The sequence below is a fragment of the Ferdinandcohnia salidurans genome (assembly GCF_042680725.1).
GTDB classification, from domain to species: domain Bacteria; phylum Bacillota; class Bacilli; order Bacillales; family Bacillaceae_L; genus Ferdinandcohnia; species Ferdinandcohnia salidurans.
The window spans coordinates 538,640-559,692 of the sequence record NZ_JBHUEK010000025.1; the positions used below are offsets into that span (position 1 = coordinate 538,640).

Here is a 21,053-nt window from a genome sequence, read left to right on the forward strand (position 1 = left end):
CTTCTTATAAAAAATAAAAAAGAGTTCTGTAAAATACATATCATTCATTATAAACAAAATCAACCACTTTATGCCAGACATATCATAAATTAAGGCTGAACTAACTAAATCAAATACGCCTTAACGTATTTGCGCCCAGATTTTTTTCGACTTGCTCGAAAAACTTCCTCTAAAAAATCTGAGGCATCCGCCGGAGGCTATAACTTTATTCAGCCCATATTTAAGTTCTTCAATCATTGTATACGTATCATTTATTTCCCATACTAAAAAAATCGAGGCCTCGCTGAATAAAGTTATTAGTCAGCCTCGATCTTTTTCTACATATTTCTTCGGTATTGTCCGCCTACTTCATAGAGCGCCTGTGTGATTTGGCCAAGACTTGCGACTTGAACCGTTTCCATCAATTCTTCAAAAATGTTTCCATTGTTCACAGCAACCTGTTTTAGTTTTTTTAATGCTTCTTCTACTTTATCCCTATTTCGTTCCTGGAATTCTTTTAAATTTTTAATTTGAAGTTCTTTTTCTTCTTTTGTTGCACGTGCGAGCTCGATATTGTTTAAATCTTCCTCTGATGGCGGATTAGGATTTAAGTACGTATTTACGCCAATGATCGGAAGCTCTCCCGTATGCTTTTTCATCTCATAATACATGGACTCATCTTGAATTTTTCCGCGCTGATACTGTGTTTCCATCGCGCCAAGAACACCACCACGGTCATTTAGACGGTCGAATTCCTGAAGCACTGCTTCTTCCACTAAATCAGTGAGTTCCTCAACAATAAAAGAACCTTGAAGCGGATTTTCATTCTTCGTTAAGCCGTGCTCTTTCGTAATAATCATCTGAATTGCCATCGCACGGCGAACCGATTCCTCGGTTGGTGTTGTAATGGCCTCATCGTATGCATTAGTATGAAGCGAGTTACAATTATCTTGAAGAGCCATTAGTGCCTGCAGTGTGGTACGAATGTCATTAAAGTCAATTTCCTGTGCATGGAGGGAACGTCCAGATGTTTGTACATGGTACTTTAATTTTTGACTGCGCTCATTTGCTCCATATTTTTCTCTCATGACCGTTGCCCAAATGCGGCGTGCCACCCGGCCAATTACCGTATATTCTGGGTCTAGCCCATTACTAAAGAAGAAGGATAAGTTTGGTGCAAAATCATCAATATTCATTCCACGGCTGAGGTAATATTCCACATACGTGAACCCGTTTGATAAGGTAAAAGCGAGTTGAGAAATCGGATTAGCACCAGCTTCTGCAATATGATAACCAGAAATGGATACTGAATAATAATTTCTTACTTTATGATCAATGAAATATTTTTGGATATCTCCCATCATCCTTAACGCAAATTCCGTTGAGAAAATACACGTATTTTGACCTTGATCTTCTTTTAAAATATCTGCCTGAACGGTGCCGCGAACTGTTTGTAATGTTTTCGCTCGTACCTCTTGGAATTCCTCCACCGTTAAGATGCGGCCTAGTTCCTGTTCACGCTTTTCAACCTGTTGGTGAATTGCAGTATTCATGAACATCGCAAGGATAATTGGTGCTGGTCCATTGATTGTCATTGAAACCGAAGTAGACGGTGCACAAAGATCAAACCCTTTATAAAGCTTTTTCATATCATCGAGGGTACAAACGCTGACGCCACTTTCCCCGACTTTTCCATAAATATCAGGGCGATAGGCAGGGTCTTCACCATATAAGGTTACAGAGTCAAATGCTGTACTTAACCGTTTTGCATCATCATCCTTCGATAAATAATGAAAACGACGATTCGTTCGATCTGGAGTCCCTTCCCCAGCAAACTGACGCTTCGGATCTTCCCCTTCACGTTTGAATGGAAACACACCTGCTGTATAAGGGAATGCACCTGGAACATTCTCTTTATAGACCCAACGGAGAATTTCCCCGAAATCTTTAAATCCTGGGAGTGAAATCTTCGGAATCGATAGACCAGAGAGACTTTTTGTTTTTAAAATCGTCACGATTTCCTTGTCACGAATTTTCGTAATGAATTTCTCACCCTTGTAGGTTTCCTTGAGAGATTCCCAGTTTCCAAGGATTTTCTTCGACTCATCCGAAAGCTTTGCTTCATATTGGGAGTGAAGTGTTTCAAGTGCTTTGAGGACGTCCTCGTTGCCAAGTTCCTTCACACTTTCAATTGTACCGCTAATTTGAAATAGCTTTCTTGCAATCTCAACTTGTTCGGTTGCTTTTTTATGATAGTTTCGAACCGTGTCTGAGATCTCACGCAGATAATAACGGCGGTCATTCGGGATAATCACATTTTGTTTTTGGACATCTGCCGTCTTTTCGAAAGAAGTCTCCCAGTCTGTCGCCATTTTTTCATTGATTTTATCCACTAGATTCGCAAAAAGGGCGTTCGTTCCTGGATCATTAAACTGACTTGCAATCGTACCGAATACCGGCATGTCTTCATAGTCTTTTTCAAATAAAAGGTGGCTACGCTGATACTGCTTTTGTACTTGACGCTTCGCATCTTCTGAACCCTTGCGTTCGAATTTGTTAATTACAATTAGGTCAGCATAGTCAATCATGTCGATTTTTTCAAGCTGTGAAGGCGCACCAAATTCACTAGTCATGACATACATGGAGATGTCACAGACCTCTGTAATTTCAGCATCCCCTTGCCCAATCCCGCTTGTTTCAACAATGATTAAATCAAAGCCAGCTGCTTTTACAACTGCAATTGCATCTTTAATCGCCAGCGACAATTCTGATTTCGAGCCCCTCGTAGCAAGGCTTCGCATATACACCCTTGGAGAGAAAATCGCATTCATGCGAATTCGGTCCCCGAGTAAAGCACCACCGGTTTTTTGCTTCGTTGGGTCAACAGATAGAATCGCAACTTTTTTATCATCGAATTCATTGATAAAACGGCGAATCAGTTCGTCCGTGAGAGAGCTTTTTCCCGCTCCACCTGTACCTGTAATCCCCACAACTGGAACCGTTTTTTCAAGATCTTTTATTTTTTGAATGATTGTTTCAGTCGCTGCCGCGGTTTCATTGTTGGTACCAATTTGATTTTCCGCAATCGTGATGAGCTTAGCGACTGTATTGTAGTCCCCATTTTGAAGGAGCTCAAGCTCATCTGTTAGCTCCGTGCTTGTTGGGTAATCACACTCTTGTAGCATCTTGTTGATCATTCCTTGTAGACCCAGATTGCGACCATCATCTGGAGAAAAAATCCCAGCAATTCCGTATTCATGAAGCTCCTTGATTTCACGAGGGATGATAACCCCACCACCACCGCCATAGATGCGAATATGGGAAGCTCCCCGCTCTTTCAAAAGATCATACATATATTTAAAATATTCCACATGGCCACCCTGATACGAGGAAATCGCGATACCTTGCGCATCCTCTTGGATGGCCGCATTCACTACTTCCTCCACAGAACGGTTATGTCCAAGATGGATGACCTCTGCACCACTCGCCTGTAGGATGCGACGCATGATATTAATTGAGGCATCATGCCCATCAAATAAGCTTGAAGCCGTCACAAACCGAACATGATGCTTTGGACGATATACCTCTACCGTACTCATTTCCATTCCCCCAGTCTCACCTATTTTGAAACGATTCCGCTTAACAAAAGCTCTGTTTGCATTTCAATATATTCCTCAAGTGTGAAAAGCCTGCGCATCGCCCAGCGGCGAAAACCCCACATCTGGCCTTGAACAAAAATATTATGAGCTACAAGTTCAACCTGTTTTTTCGGCAATTGAAGCTCCCCATTGGCGATGCAATCTTCAATTGCTTTTTCAAACATACCCACCATTTCTACTTCTTTGTTCAACACATATGGAAGAGCATCCTTTGAAAGAGATTTCGCCTCCTGATAAAGAACAAGAACCTCATCCTGCATCTCATCCATCACAAGAAAGTAATTGCGAATCGCAAGCTTCAGACTGTCTATACTACCTTCCTTAGTGTTGATTGCTTCCTCCATTCGCTCCTTAACCTGATCGTAAATACTGTCCACGACCAAATAAAGAACATCCTCTTTCTTACGGATATACTCATAAAGTGTGCCAATGCTAAAACCAGCAGCTTTTGCAATCTCTCTCGTTGTTGAGCGATGAAACCCTTTTTCCTTAAAAAGCGTCACCGCGCCCTTAATCATCTGATCCCGTCGCTTCTTAACCAACCGCTCATCCTTCACCGAAGCCGGAACATCATTCCTCCGCATCTTTTCACCTCCAACTGGGACAGCTGTCCATCGTCCCATCATTTTTTCCTGGGACAAGGGACCTGTCCCCTTGACCCACTATTTTGTTAACATTCTAGATATGACGAGGCGTTGAATTTCTTGTGTGCCTTCATAGATTTGGGTTATTTTTGCGTCACGCATATAGCGCTCGACTGGATAGTCCTTTGTATAGCCGTAACCACCAAAGACTTGAACTGCTTCTGTTGTTACTTTCATCGCGGTATCACCAGCAAAAAGTTTCGACATAGCAGATTCTTTTCCATATGGAAGTCCTTCTGATTCTAGCCAAGCAGCTTGATAGGTTAGTAGACGGGCTGCCTCGACACTTGTTGCCATATCGGCAAGCTTGAAGCCAACACCCTGTTGAGCGGCAATCGGTTTACCGAACTGGACACGTTCTTTCGCATATTCGGTAGCTGCATCCAGAGCTCCTTGCGCAATTCCGACCGCCTGGGCTGCAATCCCGTTACGTCCTCCATCAAGCGTCATCATCGCAATCTTAAAGCCTTCACCCTCTTCGCCAAGTAAGTTTTCCTTAGGGACACGGCACTCTTCAAACATAATTTCAGTAGTAGGTGATGAACGAATGCCCATCTTCTGTTCCTTTTTCCCTACAGAGAAACCTGGGAAGTCGCTTTCGATAATAAACGCACTTGTACCTTTATGTTTTGAAGTTGGGTCGGTTAATGCAAACACCACATAAATATCTGCAATTCCACCGTTTGTGATGAAGATTTTAGACCCGTTTAATACATAATGGTCGCCTTCTACTCTAGCAGTGGTTCTCATTCCACCTGCATCTGAACCAGAGCCAGGCTCTGTTAATCCATAAGCACCAATTTTTTCTCCCTGTGCCATTGGACGTAAGTATTTTTGCTTCTGTTCTTCACTACCAAACTTGTAAATCGGCCAACCTGCAAGAGATGTATGAGCGGAAAGAGTTACCCCTGTTGATGCACATACTCTTGAAAGCTCCTCAACCGCGATACAATATGCTAAATAGTCACTACCAATACCGCCATATTCCTCTGGCCATGGAATTCCCGTTAAGCCAAGTTCAGCCATTTTATCGAAAATTTCACGATCAAAGCGTTCTTCTTCATCTCGCTCCGCCGCTGTCGGTGCAACCTCATTCTTTGCAAAATCACGAACCATCTTACGAATCATTTCATGCTCTTCAGACAACTTAAAAAACATCTCCATTACCTCCATCGGGACAGAGGGACAGGTCCCTCGTCCCACCATTATTTTCCTGGGACAAGGGACCTGTCCCCTTGACCCACTTTTATAAATGTTTGCTGATGACGATTTTTTGAATTTCGCTGGTGCCTTCGTATATTTCAGTTATTTTGGCATCACGGAAGAATCGTTCTACCGGATAATCTTTTGTATAGCCATAGCCCCCGTAAACCTGAATGGCTTCGGTTGTGACCTCCACTGCTGTTCTTGAGGCAAATAGCTTTGCCATCGAGGATTCTTTACCACATGGTAAGCCTTGGTCGTGTAGAAAGGCAGCGCGATAGACTAGTAGTTTTGCAGCCTCAACATTTGTCGCCATATCTGCAAGCTTAAAGCCGACTCCCTGCAAGGAGGCGATTGGTTTACCGAATTGGTAACGATTCTTCGCATACTCCACTGCATGCTCTACTGCTGCCTCCGCAATCCCAAGCGCTTGAGCAGCAATGCCGATTCGACCCATACTTAGATTCGCCATCGCGACTTTAAAGCCCTCACCTTCAACGCCTAGTATATTCTCAACTGGCACCTTCACATCTTCAAGCGTGATTTGAAGCGTACGTGAACCGAGAAGGCCCATTTTATGCTCATCTTTTCCGAACACAAAGCCCGGTGTATCTTTTTCAACAATAAAAGCTGTAATGCCCTTGCTTCCCGTTTCGTTCGGGTTTGTTCGGGCAAATACAATATATACATCCGCTTCGCCACCATTTGTGACAAACACCTTTGAACCATTTAACACATAATGGTCATCCTTTTTAACAGCTCTTGTTTTTAAACTTGCTGCATCTGAGCCAGCGCTCGGTTCTGTGAGACAAAAAGCCCCCAGGTACTCTCCACTTGCTAGCTTTGGAATATACTTTTGCTTTTGCTCTTCCGTTCCAAAATATAGGATAGGATGCGTACCAACTGAGGTATGAACGGATAAAATAACCCCGATGGTTGCGCTCACCTTAGATAGTTCATTGATCGCAATAATATACGACGTAAAATCCATCCCGGCTCCGCCATATTTTTCAGGTGTTGTAATTCCCATTAATCCAAGGGACCCCATTTTCGAAAGAATTTCTCGTGGAAATTCCCCCTTTTCCATACGCTCCACAAACGGCGCGATTTCCTCTTTCGCAAAATCACGTACCATTTTTCGCATCATTTCTTGTTCTTCTGTAAAATGAAAATTCATGCTGCTTCCCTCCAATATGGGATCTTGATGAGTTGGGTTGTGTTTAAGAGTTGTCACTTAGTGCTCACCCCTATCCTTCGTACGTGTAGAAACCTCGACCAGATTTTTTCCCTAACCAACCAGCTTTCACGTATTTTCGAAGCAATGGACATGGTCTGTATTTGTCATCCCCAAATCCTTCATGTAGGGTCTCCATAATGTAAAGACATGTATCAAGCCCGATAAAATCAGCGAGAGTTAGTGGCCCCATCGGATGATTCATGCCAAGCTTCATCACTTCGTCAATCGCTTCTTTTGTAGCAACACCTTCATAAAGGGTGTAAATGGCTTCATTTATCATCGGCATTAAAATACGGTTTGACACAAATCCTGGGAAGTCATTGACTTCGACTGGCACCTTATTCAACGTTTTAGTCATATCTTCAATCACTTGATAGACTTCATCAGCTGTGGCTAAGCCACGAATAATTTCAACTAATTTCATTACTGGAACTGGATTCATAAAATGCATGCCAATTACCTTTTCCGGGCGCTTCGTGGCCGCGGCAATTTCTGTAATTGGAAGAGAGGAAGTATTTGTTGCTAAAATAGCATTCTGAGGTGCAATTTCATCTAGTTGTGAGAAAAGTTTCGTCTTGATGTCCATATTTTCAACGGCCGCCTCAATCACAAGGTCGACATCACTTGCATTTTGCAAATCAATAGATGGAGTAAGTCTTCCCAAGGTCGCCTGCTTCTCTTCTTCACTCATGCGACCTTTATCAACCTGGCGTGTAAGGTTTTTCGATATCGTCCCAAACCCTCGATCTAAGTATTCTTGTTTTAAATCATGGAGTTTCACATCATAGCCTGCCATCGCACAAACCTGTGCAATCCCAGATCCCATCTGTCCTGCACCTATGACCATCACTTTTTGAACTTTCATCAAACATACCTCCTATCGGTGGTAAAACAATTGTCACCACCTGTCTATTTTTTTGAGATTTAGTTTACTTCGACCATAATTGCATCGCCTTGCCCGCCACCACTACAGATTGCTGCAATGCCAATGCCACCGCCACGGCGTTTTAATTCATGAATAAGGGTAATAATAATTCTTGCCCCACTAGCCCCGATTGGGTGACCAAGTGCTACTGCCCCACCATTGACATTGACTTTCTCAGGGTCAAGATTAGCAATTTTGCCACTTGTTAAAGCAACTGCCGCAAAGGCTTCGTTAATTTCAAACAAATCGATTTCATCGACGGACTTGCCCGTCTTCTTTAACAATTCATTGATGACCAGGCCCGGGGTTTTCGGGAAATCCTTTGCTTCAACAGAAATTGCAGCATGGGCTAGTATCGTCGCAAGAGGTTCTTTTCCTTCTTGCTTTGCTCGCTCCTCACTCATAAGAACAAGTGCAGCTGCTCCATCATTCACGCCAGGCGCATTCCCAGCCGTAATCGTGCCATCTGCACTAAACACAGACTTCAGCTTTGCTAACTTTTCAATGGTTGTGTCTGCTCGTGGAGCTTCGTCACGGTCTACAACTGTGGTTGCACCTTTACGTCCTTTTACCTCTACTGCAACAATTTCCTCTGCGAGCTTACCAGATTCAATTGCCGTAACGGCACGCTCGTGACTGCGGAGAGCCCACTCGTCTTGTTCTTCACGGGAAATACTAAGCTCTGACGCCACTTCATTGCCATAGGTTCCCATATGAACCCCCTGGAAGCTACAGGTTAAGCCATCATGAACCATTAAGTCCTTTAAGCTTGCATCTCCCATTCGTAGCCCAAAGCGTGCTTTAGGCAAAAAATAAGGCGCATTGCTCATCGATTCCATACCACCAGCAACAATTACCTCTTCATCACCCGCACGAATAATTTGATCAGCAAGTGTAACACTGCGAAGTCCTGAAGCGCACACTTTATTGATGGTTTCTGTTTTTACTTCCCACGGAATTCCTGCGTTTCTTGCAGCCTGTCTGGATGGAATTTGCCCTTGGCCACCCTGTAGAACATTTCCAAAGATCACTTCATCAATCTTTTCACCTTCAATTCCTGCCCGCTTTAATGCTTCCTTGATGGCGATTCCACCAAGTTCAGACGCTGTTAATGAACTAAGACTTCCCCCTAATTTTCCAAAAGGAGTACGAACACCACTGACAATAACTGTTTTCCCCATGCTCCAACCTCCTTGTTTTTGGCCTCGACCTAACCTAAAATCGAAACCGCTTACATTTTTTCGACTGAACGCTCGCTCAACCTTGTCTGAAAGAAGGAGGCGTACCAATGTACACCTCTCTTTATCTGTTAATCTATTACGAATAAATGAAATGTTTCCTATATTGCTATTTTACAACATTATAGATGGAAGATAAATCATATATTACCATTAAGATGCAATTTCTTTTTGATCACCAACAACGGATCTTTCAAGAATTTCAGCGATATCATATGTGCCAATTTGCTCTTCGACTTCCTTCGCCTTTGTACCATCGCTTAGCATTGTTAAGCAGTACGGGCAGCCAGAACCAATCGTTGTAGGACTTACCGCAATCGCTTGCTCTGTTCTTGCTACGTTAATGCGCGTTCCTGTATCCTCTTCCATCCACATGAGGCCTCCGCCAGCTCCACAGCACATTCCCTTTTCACGGTTACGTTCCATTTCAACCAACTGAACCCCTGGAATTTGTTTTAAAATTTCGCGAGGTGGGTCATACACATCATTGTATCGGCCTAAATAACAGGAATCATGCCATGTAATCACTTCATTTACAGCATGCTTCGGAACCAATCTTCCCTCTTTTACAAGGTCATACAATAGCTCAGTATGATGGACAACCTCGACGTCTTCAAGCCCCATATCTGGATACTCATTTTTGAAAATATTGTAGGCATGTGGGTCGATTGTGACAATCTTCTTCACTTCTGCCTTTTCAAATTCAGCAATATTGTTTGTCGCAAGCTCTTGGAATAGGAATTCATTTCCGAGACGACGCGGTGTGTCACCTGAGTTCTTTTCCTTGTTTCCAAGGATTGCAAATTTCACGCCAGCCTCATTCATAAGCTTCGCAAAAGAAAGAGCTATTTTTTGGCTTCGGTTATCGAATGCACCCATTGAGCCAACCCAGAATAAGTATTCGAACTCTTCGCCGGCTTTTTTCATTTCTTTTACAGTTGGTACATGAACATCATCACGAACTTCACGCCAATTTTCTTTTTCCTTACGATTGAGTCCCCATGGATTTCCTTGGCGCTCAATATTCGTCATCGCACGTTGAGCATCCGCATCCATTTTACCTTCTGTTAGAACAAGATAACGACGTAAATCAATAATTTTATCAACGTGCTCGTTCATTACTGGACATTGATCTTCACAGTTACGGCAAGTTGTACAAGCCCAAATCTCTTCTTCAGTAATGACATCCCCAATTAAGCTTGGATTGTATGCTAATTCTGACGTTGCAGCTGATTCATTCGCACCTTGGCTTGCTGAAGCCAGTGCCAGCTGATTTCCCTTTGTATGACTGAATGCCACTGCTGGAACCCACGGAACCTGTGACGTTACAACAGCACCTGTTTCCGTTAAGTGATCACGCAATTTCACAATTAAATCCATTGGCGAAAGCATTTTTCCAGTGCCTGTTGCCGGACACATATTTGTACAGCGTCCACATTCCACACATGCATAAAGGTCGACTAACTGTGTTTGCTTAAAGTCTTCGATTTTCCCAACACCAAACGTTTCTTGTGTTTCATCCTCAAAATCAATTTTCTCAAGCTTCCCTGGGCTTGTTTGTCTGCTTAAATACACATTTGCAGGCCCGGCAATTAAATGCGCGTGCTTTGATTGTGGCACATAAACTAAGAAGCTTAACAGGAAGATCAAGTGAATCCACCAAGCAACATAAAAAATCACAATGGCAGCTGTTTCATTAAGCCCGCCTAAAGCAAGTGAGATTACGGATGCAATAGGCTCGGTCCAAGTTGCTTGATGGCCATGCCATACAATTCCAGCACCGTTTCCTACTAAAACAGAAAGCATTAAACCACCAATAAATAATAAAACGAGTCCTGATTTAAAGCCCCTTTTCAATCGCACAAGCTTTTCCACATAACGGCGATGAAAAGCCCAAACGACTGCAACTAAGATCATAAAGGTGACAATCTCTTGGAAAAAGGTAAAGCCCGGATACAAAGGTCCAAGTGGAAGATGTGACCCTGGTTTTAGGCCCTTCCAAATAAAATCAATCGCTCCAAATTGGACAAGAATAAACCCATAAAAGAACATCACATGGATGATTCCACTCTTTTTATCTTTTAAAAGTTTTTTCTGCCCAAACACGTTGACCCAAATCCGCTGAAGGCGCTCCTTTACTTCTCCATCAAATTCGACCTTTTTGCCAAGCTTGATATAGGCAATCCTTGTCTTGATTAGATAAACGAAAAGATAAATGGCGTAAGCGGTTACAGATAAGAATGCAAGAAGATTAATAACTAAGAGGATATTCACTTTTTAACCCCTTTCTAAAATTTACTAAACTAAATCAAATTCACCTTGGGAATTTGCGCCCAGATTTTTATCGAGTTTGCTCGATATATTTCCGCTAAAAAATCTGAGGCATCCGCCGGAGGCTTAACTCTATTCAGGCAGGCTTGCCCTGCTGAATGGAGTTAAAATTCTGAATATATTGTTCGTATCTCCATTATATAATGAATGAGCATTCAGTCAACAACTTTTTCTTTAAAAACCTTAAATAATCAATCCAACTTTCGTATAAACTAAGTGAACGCCATAAAGCACAACCTCATCATAGGAGGGGTATATTTGCGAGCTATCTTCTGGATTGTCCTTATTATCATTATTCTATTACTGTTACTCCGTCTTGATTACAGTCTCGGAAGAAAAAGTCACCTAAAAAAACAAGTGGATGAGGAGTTCCCTCTACGCGATAGCAACATTTCTCTTTATTCAACAGGAGAAACACTCTTCAACGATTTATTTACAGACATTCAAAATGCAACTGACCATGTCCATGTCCAATTTTACATCTTGAAGGATGACGACTTCAGCAAGGAATTTGTCTCTCTTGTTAAGCAAAAAGCAGAGCAAGGTGTTAAAGTACGTTTGTTAGTGGATTGGGTGGGCAGTTACAATGTCACAAAGGAAATGGAAAAAGACTTGTCGCGCTCAGGCGTTTCGTTTGCCTATAGCAACAAGCCAAACTTTCCGTACTATTTTTATAAGCTTAATGCACGTAATCATCGAAAGATTTCCGTCATTGATGGAAAAATAGGTTATATTGGCGGTTTCAATATCGGAAAAGAATATCTTGGGGAAGATCCTAAATTCGGGTTCTGGCGGGATTATCATTTGAAGTTGACCGGCGAAGGAGTCACAGACTTACAATCGCAGTTTTTAGAGGACTGGTATGACTCCACTAAGGAAGCCGTTGCAAATCGTGACGTGTATTTCCCGCAGCTCCCTAAAGGCAAATCGCAAACGAAGCTCATACCGACCAATGGAGCTTATCTCGAAGATGGTTTTCTTAGTATGATCAAACAAGCTGAACAAGAGATCATCATTGGCTCCCCTTATTTTGTACCAAGCGAACAACTCAAAGAAGAATTAAAAAATGCCGCAAAACGAAATGTTCGAATTCATATTCTTTTACCGAAAAAGCCGGATCACCCCTTGGTCAAACAGGCCGCCATTCCATATATGGACGAGCTCTCAAAGCTTGGCATTCAGTTTCATATGTACACTAAGGGATTTTATCACGCAAAAGTCATTTGCATTGATGACAAGCTTTGCGATATCGGTACGGCCAATTTTGATAAAAGAAGTCTTTACTCCAACTATGAAATTAATTGCTATATTTATGACAAAGAAGTGATTCAAGCGGTCAAAAAGATGGTGGAAGAGGATTTTAAAACATCAAATGAGCTCACCCGTGATCGAATCGAAGAGCTGAAGGCGGAAAATAAGTTTAAGATTAAAATCGCCACGTGGTTTTCGCACTTTTTATAGGGGGATGAGTGCGGAATAGTCACCTTGGTGCTGAATACTGTCACTATTTCTAAAATACTGTCACTAACCGAGAAATACTGTCACTATTCCAAATTTACTATCACTATCTGATAAATACTGTCACTAGCCGATTTTCTCTCGGTATCCAATATTCTGCCAGTATCCCAAAATACTGCCACTATTTCAGAATTACTGCCACTAATCGAAAAATACTGCCACTAACAAATCAGGCACCCACAAAGGGTGCCTGTTATTTTGGTCCAAATTGAATCATTGGCGCTAACCATTGGAATAGTTTAAATCCTAAATAAACCCCAACGATTCCAGTCACCCCTGCGAGTGCTGGTGGCGCGGGGATTGGCAGTTTTAATAATGCAAAAATAAATCCGACAACGATGCCTGTTAAGAGTGCTAGATAACCTCTTTCATGTATGTATCCTCCCTTTTTCCTTCATTATTCCCGTTAAAAAGGCCCTCTACTCAACGTAAGGGCCTCTTGTATATAGATTACATTTTTTCAGGTGCAGATACACCGATTAGTTTTAATGAATTTTGCAATGTGATTTGAACAGCTTTCATTAACGCAAGACGTGCTTTCGTTTTTTCAAGATTGTCTTGATCAAGCACCTTCTCTGCATTGTAGAAGCTATGAAGCGCAGCTGCTAGTTCATTAATATAGTTCGTGATGCGATGTGGAATTCGTTTTTCTGCTGCTTCTGTTACCGCTGCAGGGAATTCCCCAAGCTTTTTCAATAGGTCAACTTCTTTTTCAGAATTGATATAGTCAAGTGCATAATCACCGTCTAAGGCAATATTCATCTCATCGCCAGAGCGTAGCATACTGCAAATACGTGCATGTGCATATTGCGCATAGTACACAGGGTTCTCGTTAGATTGAGACACTGCTAAATCAAGGTCAAAATCTAGATGAGTGTCTGAGCTTCTCATTGCAAAGAAGTATCGAACGGCATCTAAGCCAACCTCTTCTGTCAGTTCACGCATTGTAACAGCTTTTCCGGTACGCTTACTCATCTTCATTTTTTCACCATCTTTAAATAGGTGAACAAGCTGAATGATTTCAACCTCAAGTGTGTCCTTATCATAGCCTAGTGCTTGAATCGCCGCCTTCATCCGAGGGATATAGCCGTGATGGTCTGCTCCCCACACATTAATAAGCTTTTCAAAGCCACGCTCGAGCTTGTCCTGATGGTACGCGATATCAGGAGTTAAATACGTATAAGAACCATCATTTTTAATTAAAACACGGTCTTTGTCATCGCCGAATGTTGTTGAACGGAACCAAGTTGCACCGTCTTCTTCATAAATATGACCTGCATTACGAATCGCTTCAAGTGCACGGTCAATTTTTCCGTTATTGTATAGAGACGTCTCTGAATACCAAACATCAAAACGAACGCGATATTCCTCTAGATCCTTTTGAAGCTTTTCCATCTCGTATTTCAAACCATATTCACGGAAAAAGGCAAACCGTTCTTTTTCGTCCATCGAGACATATTTATCGCCAAACTCTTCTGCAAGTCGCTTTCCAATGCCCACAATATCTTGGCCATGATAGCCATCTTCTGGCATTTCCGCCTCTTGACCTAGCGCTTGAAGATAGCGTGCCTCAACAGATTTTGCAAGGTTATTAATTTGGTTCCCAGCATCATTGATATAGTACTCACGGGACACTTCATAACCCGCTTTTTGTAAAATATTACTTAAAGAATCACCAACCGCTGCACCACGAGCATGTCCAAGGTGAAGGTCACCTGTTGGGTTTGCTGAAACAAACTCCACCTGAACTTTTTGCTTGTTGCCAACAGTTGTTTCACCGTACGCCTCACCCGCTGTTAAAATGGTCGGGATAAGATCTGTTAAGTATGAATTATTCATATAAAAATTGATGAAGCCAGGTCCTGCGATTTCAATTTTTTCGATTGATGCTTTTGATTTATCAAAGTTAGCTACGATCTCTTCTGCAATCATACGAGGTGCCTTTTTTGCCACACGTGCAAGTTGCATTGCCATGTTTGTCGCATAGTCCCCGTGCGCTTTATCCTTTGGAAGCTCCAACACAACTTCTGGGATCTGGTCTTCTGTTGCTAGTCCAGCTTTTACAACTGAGTCCTTAATTTCCGCTTTCAAGCGTTCTTTTACTTGATCAACAACATTCATCTAGTTTCGCTCCTTAAATGTAATGGTTATTTTATGTAATCCAGACACTTCACCATGTAGTGAAAGCTCATATGCTAAAAATAACGTCCCTTTACGAGAGTTTTTGTACCATTTGTATTCGATATTATTTGTTTTTGCAGTGAGGTCAAAGGTTCCATGCTGGTTTTGGAATGAACCATTGGTGATTGCATTTTTTCGGTAGACCTGACGCATTTTCACCTGTCCCGAACGAAGGATGAGAACCTCTTTTTCCGAGATTTTAACAACCGTTTTAACCGTACCTGTTTCTTGCTTTTCGTCAAATTGCAAATATGTATTGTCGCCTTTTATGTAGTATAGACCATTTGCGTCAAAAGCAACATTTTCTTTTCGCGGTCCATCCTTAATTTCCGTTACAAATTTGAGATCAATAGGTACTCCTGCTTGACTCATTTCCACACATCCCTATATGAGGATGTTCAAAAACTCGGCCGAAAATGACACATCGAATTTCTGCGTTGTCTTGCTTCTCCGTTCCTCACGTATTAACTGCATACGCTCCGGTACTCAAAGCTGCGCCGCCTTGAAATTCTCGGTCCTTTTCAACCTCCTTTTGAACACGTATTTTAAGTCATTAACTTTACTAGTATACGGTATTTTGTAATGGGATTTCAAATTAAAAAAGAAAACTCGACCTAAGCCGAGTTAGCAGTTTGTATTATTCAGCTATTATTGCTTTGTGACTTTAACGTTCAAGAAAATATTGATTGCAAACAGGATAATCGCGAGGGTTGTCACCGTGCCACCGACCGCAATTGCAGGCTCAACCGCAGCATTTCCGAGCATTAACATCGTGAGTCCTATCATCATAACCGGTAAACCAATATTATGAAGCCAAAAATGAATCTTTCCAAGCTTGGATTCTCCTGCCTGCGGGAATAAATAGTAAACAATGCCTGCAAGCCCCATAGATGCCCAGCCTAATAAGTTAATATGAACATGGACCCCTGTTAGTGTGTAATTGTGTGACATCGACATGCCCATCCCAATGAGAACACCAATCACAAAATACAATGCGGCCATTTTCAAAAAGCGAACCCCGACCATCGAACTCCCCCTTTAATAGGTAAAATGTAGTTCAAATGTAGTATATTCATCTAGTTAGAAAGAATTGTCATAATAGTTAAAATTTATTTTTACAGGACTATGGTTTGAAAAAAAGAAAAAAAGCCTGAGCCACAAGGCCCAAGCTTTCTAACACGAGTATTTACTTTTTCTGTATCCACCCTAAAATCATTTCGCGAATTAGTTTACTTGCTGTATTCGCTGTTTGTTCAGACACATCATAAATTGGTGCAACCTCTACCAAGTCTGAACCAACGACACGAACATCTGATTTTGCAATCTCATGAATCGCACCTAATAACTCTTTAGATGTAATTCCTCCTGCATCCACTGTACCTGTACCTGGTGCATGTGCTGGATCCAATACATCAATGTCAATGGTCACATATACAGGACGACCCGCTAACTTCGGAAGAATCTTTTTAAGTGGCTCAAGCACTTCAAATTTTGAAATGTGCATGCCGTTTTCCTTTGCCCATTGAAACTCTTCCTTCATCCCTGAACGAATTCCAAATGAATACACATTCTCTGGTCCGATTAATTCTGCAATTTTACGAATGGGTGTGGAGTGGGAAAGTGCCTCTCCCTCGTAATTCTCACGTAAATCAGTATGGGCATCCATATGAATAATCGCAAGATCTGGATACTTTTTATAGACAGCCTTCATGACTGGCCAAGAAACGAGATGCTCGCCGCCCATACCAAGTGGATATTTTCCAGCTGCAAGTACCTGATCAACAAAGTCTTCAATCATATCAATACTGCGCTGCGGATTTCCGAAAGGCAATGGAATATCACCGGCATCATAATATTTCACTTCTTCTAGTTCTTTATCGAGATACGGACTGTATTCCTCAAGTCCAATCGACACCTCGCGAATTCGGCTCGGGCCAAAACGTGAGCCTGGACGGTAGCTGACTGTCCAATCCATTGGCATTCCGTAGATGACGGCTTCGCTCTCTTCAAAATTCGGATGGCTTTTGATAAATACATTTCCTGAATAAGCTTCATCAAATCTCATCGAAAATCCCCCAATTATTATAAAATCAAATACGCCTTGGCGTATTTGCGCCCAGATTTTTTCGAGCATGCTCGAAAAACTACCTTTGAAAATCTGTGGCATCCGCCGGAGGCTTTTAATTTAATTCAGTAGGTTATTATCTTTTTTGCAGATTGCAGTTCTCCACAAAAATCAGTGTGTTAATTACCACCTTATACTGAATTAAATTAAATCCGCAACAAATTTAGGCAATACAAATGCTGCTTTGTGGAGTTCTTTTGTGTAATATTTTGTTTCAATTTCATGGAAGCGGTCTTCACTTACTTCTAAAGGATCATATTTTTTCGAACCGATCGTGAATGTCCATAGACCACTTGGGTAAGTTGGGATGTTCGCAATATAAAGACGTGTGATTGGGAAGATTTCCTTCACATCACGCTGCACGTTGCGGATTAAGTCTGGTGTAAACCAAGGGTTGTCCGTTTGCGCGACAAATACACCGTCTTCTTTTAACGCTTTTGAAATCCCTGCATAAAAGCCTTTTGTGAACAGGTTTACCGCTGGACCCACAGGCTCAGTAGAGTCAACCAAAATAACATCATACTCATTTTCACTGTTCGCTATATGCAAGAAACCATCATCAACCTTCACATCGACACGTGGGTCTTCAAGCTTCCCTGCAATTTCAGGAAGGTATTTCTTTGAGTACTCAATTACTTTTCCATCAATATCAACTAAAGTTGCTTTTTTCACACTAGGGTGCTTTAACACTTCACGGATTACACCGCCATCACCGCCACCTACAACAAGGACGTTTTCAGGATTTGGGTGAGTGAATAACGGCACGTGTGCCACCATTTCGTGATAGACGAATTCGTCCACTTGAGTCGTCATAACCATCCCATCAAGAACGAGCATGTTACCGAATTCCTCAGTTTCTATCATATCGAGCTTTTGAAACTCTGTTTGTTCTGTATGTAAGGTTTGTTTAATTTTTGCTGTGATACCAAAGCTTTTTGTTTGTTTCTCCGTAAACCATAATTCCATTTTCATAACATCCTTTCATTGAATAACTTAGGGATTTATTCCCTTATCGTTCCCTATTCCCTTAAAAAAATCGATGTCAACTTCAAAAAGTATAAGGCAACTACCCGAAAATGCAAGAAAATTTTTCATCTTTTAGCAAATAAATGTTTAAAAAGGCAGAAAACTTTTCATACTGATTGATATATGCCTACGAAAATGGCTCTATATGAAGCTTTCAAATAGAAAAAGAGAGAGGTGAACTCTGTGGAGCTTATTACAAATGATCGGATAAAAACAGCTATTAAAATTATGCGAGCCCTTTTATTCATTGGCTTAATTTGCTGTACCCTAGTTGCCGTCGGGATATTGGGTGTGCTTGCCTATGCAAAGACACAGGGGGCACCTCCTCTTGCAGTTCCTTTATCCACCTTATTCTACGCAGAGGATGGAACGTTAATCGGGGAAGAACGTCATCAAGGTGAGACTCGCTATTGGGTGTCTCTCGACGATATGTCTGAATCCATTGTTGATGCCACCGTTTCCATTGAAGATCGGAACTTTTTTGACCATCATGGGTTTGACTATAAGCGAATTGGCGGTGCAATTATCGCCGACATTAAAGCGATGGCAAAGGTGCAAGGGGCGAGTACGATTACCCAGCAATATGCCAGAAACCTATTTTTAGAGCATGAAAAGACATGGAATCGAAAACTCACTGAGGCCCTGTACACCATTCGTCTAGAACTTAATTATTCAAAAAAAGAAATTCTCGAAGGTTATTTAAATACAATCTATTACGGACATGGCGTCTATGGAATTGAAGCAGCTGCTAATTATTATTATGGAAAAAGAGCAGGCGAGCTGACGCTTGCGGAAGCCTCCATGCTTGCAGGAGTGCCAAAGGGGCCAACTCATTACTCCCCATTAGTAAACGAGGAAAAAGCAAAACAGCGCCAAAAAGTCATCCTTCTTTCAATGGTCGAGAATGGCTTTATTTCAAAAAAGACCGCTGAACAAGCACATGCTGAGGAACTAACCTTTACAGGCAACAAAATGGTCGGGCGTGAAGACATTGCCCCCTATTTCCAGGATGCTGTAAAAAAGGAGCTCCAAACAAAACTAAAGCTTGACCAACAAACGATTGAAACGGAGGGTTTACGTGTCTACACCACACTTAACCCAAAGCTTCAAGAAATTGCAGAGGAAAAAGCGAAGAACTTTATTAACGAAGAATCTAAAATTCAGCTTGGATTTGTCGCGATGGAACCGAAAAATGGTGAAGTACGTGCACTCATTGGCGGACGAGATTACGAGGAAAGCCCTTTTAATCGGGCAACACAGGCAAAACGTCAGCCCGGTTCGACCTTTAAGCCATTTTTATACTATGCAGCCCTTGAAAAAGGCTACACACCATCGACGCAAATTCGAAGTGAACTGACGACTTTCTCATACGACGACAATCGCTCAACATACACACCACGTAATTATAAAAATTACTATGCGAACGACTCGATTACGTTAGCTCAGGCAATTGCCCTTTCCGACAATGTGTACGCTGTGAAAACCCATCTCTTTCTTGATGATGGAGAACTCATCGATACTGCGAAAAAGCTTGGAATCACAAGTAAACTTAAGGATGTTCCTTCCCTTGCTTTAGGGACGTCTGGCGTTAGTGTAATCGAAATGGTCAACGCCTACGCAACCATTAATAATGGTGGAAAACAACATAAGCCAGTTTTTATTACTAGAGTTGAAAATTACAAGGGTGAAGTCATTTATGAAAATACCACAAAGCCAAAACAAGTGCTTGATGAGGATCTCGCTTTTGTGACAACACAGTTAATGACTGGTATGTTTGATGAAAAATTAAATGATTATACAGCCGTTACAGGATCTACGATTAGCGATAAGTTGACCAGATTTTACGCTGCAAAATCAGGTTCTACTGACACCGATAACTGGATGATTGGATACTCACCGCAGCTCGTAGCTGGTATTTGGACCGGCTATGACGATAATGAACCAATGACAATCGTTGCAGAAAAACAGTATGCAAAGAATATTTGGGCAGGGTTCATGGAAGAAGCGCATCAGGACATTGCGCCAACACCATTCAAACCGACTGAAGGAGTTGTTGGAGTATATGTCAATCCAGAAACAGGTTTGCTTCCGACAAAGGATTGCCCTATTTCAAGGCTTACTTACTATAAAGCAGGAACTGAGCCAACTGAATATTGTTCGAAAAATACGGACGACGTAAAGAAAGAGAATCCAAAGAAGGACGAAGAAAAAGAAGACAAAGGCTTCTTTAAGCGAATCTTTGATTGGTTTTAATACGACATGCTTAAATGCACATCTGCCTAAACGTATAGATTTGAACAGAACGAACCTTGCTGATTTTTTGGGGAAAGGTCGGATTCCGACTCTTATTACTTGGGTTGACCGTTCTCTGTCTGAATTAGAGCTTGATTCGGACTCTGGTCGCCTGGTTTAACCGGTCTCTGTCTGAATTAGAGACGGATTCGGACTCTAATCGCTAGTTTTGGCCGTTCTTTGTCAAAATAAGTGCTGGATTCCGACTCTGTTCACTTGGTTTGACTGTTCTCTGTCTGAATAAGTGTCGGATTCGGACTCTGTTCACTGAGTTTGACTGTTCTCTGTCTGAATAAGTGCTGGATTCCGACTCTGTTCACTTGGTTTGACCGTCCTCTGTCTGAATTAGAGTCGGATTTGGACTCTGTTCTGGTTTTGGCCGTTCTTTGTCAAAATAAGTGCTGGATTCCGACTCTGTTCACTTGGTTTAACCGTTCTCTGTCAAAATAAGTGCTGGATTCCGACTCTGTTCACTTGGTTTAACCGTTCTTTGTCCGAATAAGTGCTGGATTCGGACTCTAATCGCTCGGTTTAACCGTTCTCTGTCTGAATAAGTGCCGGATTCGGACTCTGTTCACTTGGTTTAACCGTCCTCTGTCAAAATAAGTGCCGGATTCCGACTCTAATCGCTGAGATTGACTGTTCTCTGTCCGAACAAAATCAGTTTCAAATTCTGACCTCTTTCAACAATAGCT

At 41.9% G+C, this 21,053-nt stretch carries 15 protein-coding genes; 2 read left to right on the forward strand and 13 right to left on the reverse strand.

Annotated elements, in window-relative coordinates; translation table 11 throughout:
* Positions 1-317: 317 nt before the first annotated feature.
* The 7 genes from icmF to ACFSFW_RS17025 all read right to left on the reverse strand — a co-directional run bounded on the left by icmF (position 318) and on the right by ACFSFW_RS17025 (position 11,159).
* The gene (gene icmF, locus ACFSFW_RS16995) at positions 318-3,578 is read right to left on the reverse strand and encodes a fused isobutyryl-CoA mutase/GTPase IcmF (RefSeq protein WP_388040015.1); all 3,261 of its coding nucleotides are present in this window, start codon (positions 3,576-3,578) and stop codon (positions 318-320) included.
* Between the two features lie 20 nt (positions 3,579-3,598).
* Entirely contained in the window at positions 3,599-4,222 is a 624-nt protein-coding gene (locus tag ACFSFW_RS17000; protein ID WP_388040347.1) for a TetR/AcrR family transcriptional regulator, read from the reverse strand.
* 78 nt (positions 4,223-4,300) lie between these two features.
* Positions 4,301-5,440 carry an acyl-CoA dehydrogenase gene (locus ACFSFW_RS17005; protein ID WP_388040016.1) on the reverse strand — a complete coding sequence of 380 codons (1,140 nt, stop codon included), beginning with the start codon at positions 5,438-5,440 and terminating at the stop codon, positions 4,301-4,303.
* A gap of 88 nt (positions 5,441-5,528) precedes the next feature.
* Positions 5,529-6,662, reverse strand: coding sequence for an acyl-CoA dehydrogenase (locus ACFSFW_RS17010; RefSeq protein ID WP_388040018.1), 1,134 nt, complete (start codon positions 6,660-6,662; stop codon positions 5,529-5,531).
* A gap of 70 nt (positions 6,663-6,732) precedes the next feature.
* The gene (locus ACFSFW_RS17015; protein ID WP_388040020.1) at positions 6,733-7,587 is read right to left on the reverse strand and encodes a 3-hydroxybutyryl-CoA dehydrogenase; all 855 of its coding nucleotides are present in this window, start codon (positions 7,585-7,587) and stop codon (positions 6,733-6,735) included.
* Between the two features lie 59 nt (positions 7,588-7,646).
* Entirely contained in the window at positions 7,647-8,828 is a 1,182-nt protein-coding gene (locus tag ACFSFW_RS17020; protein ID WP_388040022.1) for an acetyl-CoA C-acetyltransferase, read from the reverse strand.
* 210 nt (positions 8,829-9,038) lie between these two features.
* The gene (locus ACFSFW_RS17025) at positions 9,039-11,159 is read right to left on the reverse strand and encodes a (Fe-S)-binding protein (RefSeq protein ID WP_388040023.1); all 2,121 of its coding nucleotides are present in this window, start codon (positions 11,157-11,159) and stop codon (positions 9,039-9,041) included.
* A 315-nt stretch (positions 11,160-11,474) separates the two neighbouring features.
* Between ACFSFW_RS17025 and cls the strand changes: the two genes are divergently transcribed.
* Positions 11,475-12,677, forward strand: coding sequence for a cardiolipin synthase (gene cls / locus ACFSFW_RS17030; protein ID WP_304213805.1), 1,203 nt, complete (start codon positions 11,475-11,477; stop codon positions 12,675-12,677).
* Between the two features lie 250 nt (positions 12,678-12,927).
* On the opposite strand, the gene ACFSFW_RS17035 is transcribed toward cls, so the two are convergent.
* The 6 genes from ACFSFW_RS17035 to speE all read right to left on the reverse strand — a co-directional run bounded on the left by ACFSFW_RS17035 (position 12,928) and on the right by speE (position 18,006).
* Positions 12,928-13,110 (reverse strand): XapX domain-containing protein, encoded by a 183-nt coding sequence (locus ACFSFW_RS17035; protein ID WP_388040349.1) that lies wholly within the window; start codon positions 13,108-13,110, stop codon positions 12,928-12,930.
* Positions 13,111-13,184: 74 nt separating this feature from the next.
* Positions 13,185-14,855 (reverse strand): arginine--tRNA ligase, encoded by a 1,671-nt coding sequence (gene argS / locus ACFSFW_RS17040; RefSeq protein ID WP_388040025.1) that lies wholly within the window; start codon positions 14,853-14,855, stop codon positions 13,185-13,187.
* Positions 14,856-15,287 (reverse strand): YwiB family protein, encoded by a 432-nt coding sequence (locus ACFSFW_RS17045; RefSeq protein WP_388040027.1) that lies wholly within the window; start codon positions 15,285-15,287, stop codon positions 14,856-14,858.
* Between the two features lie 276 nt (positions 15,288-15,563).
* Positions 15,564-15,941, reverse strand: a complete 378-nt coding sequence (locus tag ACFSFW_RS17050) for a cytochrome-c oxidase (protein WP_099360870.1) — start codon at positions 15,939-15,941, stop codon at positions 15,564-15,566.
* Positions 15,942-16,101: 160 nt separating this feature from the next.
* Positions 16,102-16,980 (reverse strand): agmatinase, encoded by an 879-nt coding sequence (gene speB, locus ACFSFW_RS17055; protein ID WP_304213799.1) that lies wholly within the window; start codon positions 16,978-16,980, stop codon positions 16,102-16,104.
* A 201-nt stretch (positions 16,981-17,181) separates the two neighbouring features.
* A complete protein-coding gene (gene speE / locus ACFSFW_RS17060) occupies positions 17,182-18,006 on the reverse strand; it encodes a spermidine synthase (RefSeq protein WP_099360868.1) in 825 nt (274 codons plus the stop codon).
* A gap of 243 nt (positions 18,007-18,249) precedes the next feature.
* Here speE and ACFSFW_RS17065 point away from each other — a divergent pair, with 243 nt between their 5' ends.
* Positions 18,250-20,319: a transglycosylase domain-containing protein gene (locus ACFSFW_RS17065; RefSeq protein ID WP_388040029.1), complete on the forward strand. Its 2,070-nt coding sequence runs from the start codon at positions 18,250-18,252 to the stop codon at positions 20,317-20,319.
* Positions 20,320-21,053: the final 734 nt, after the last annotated feature.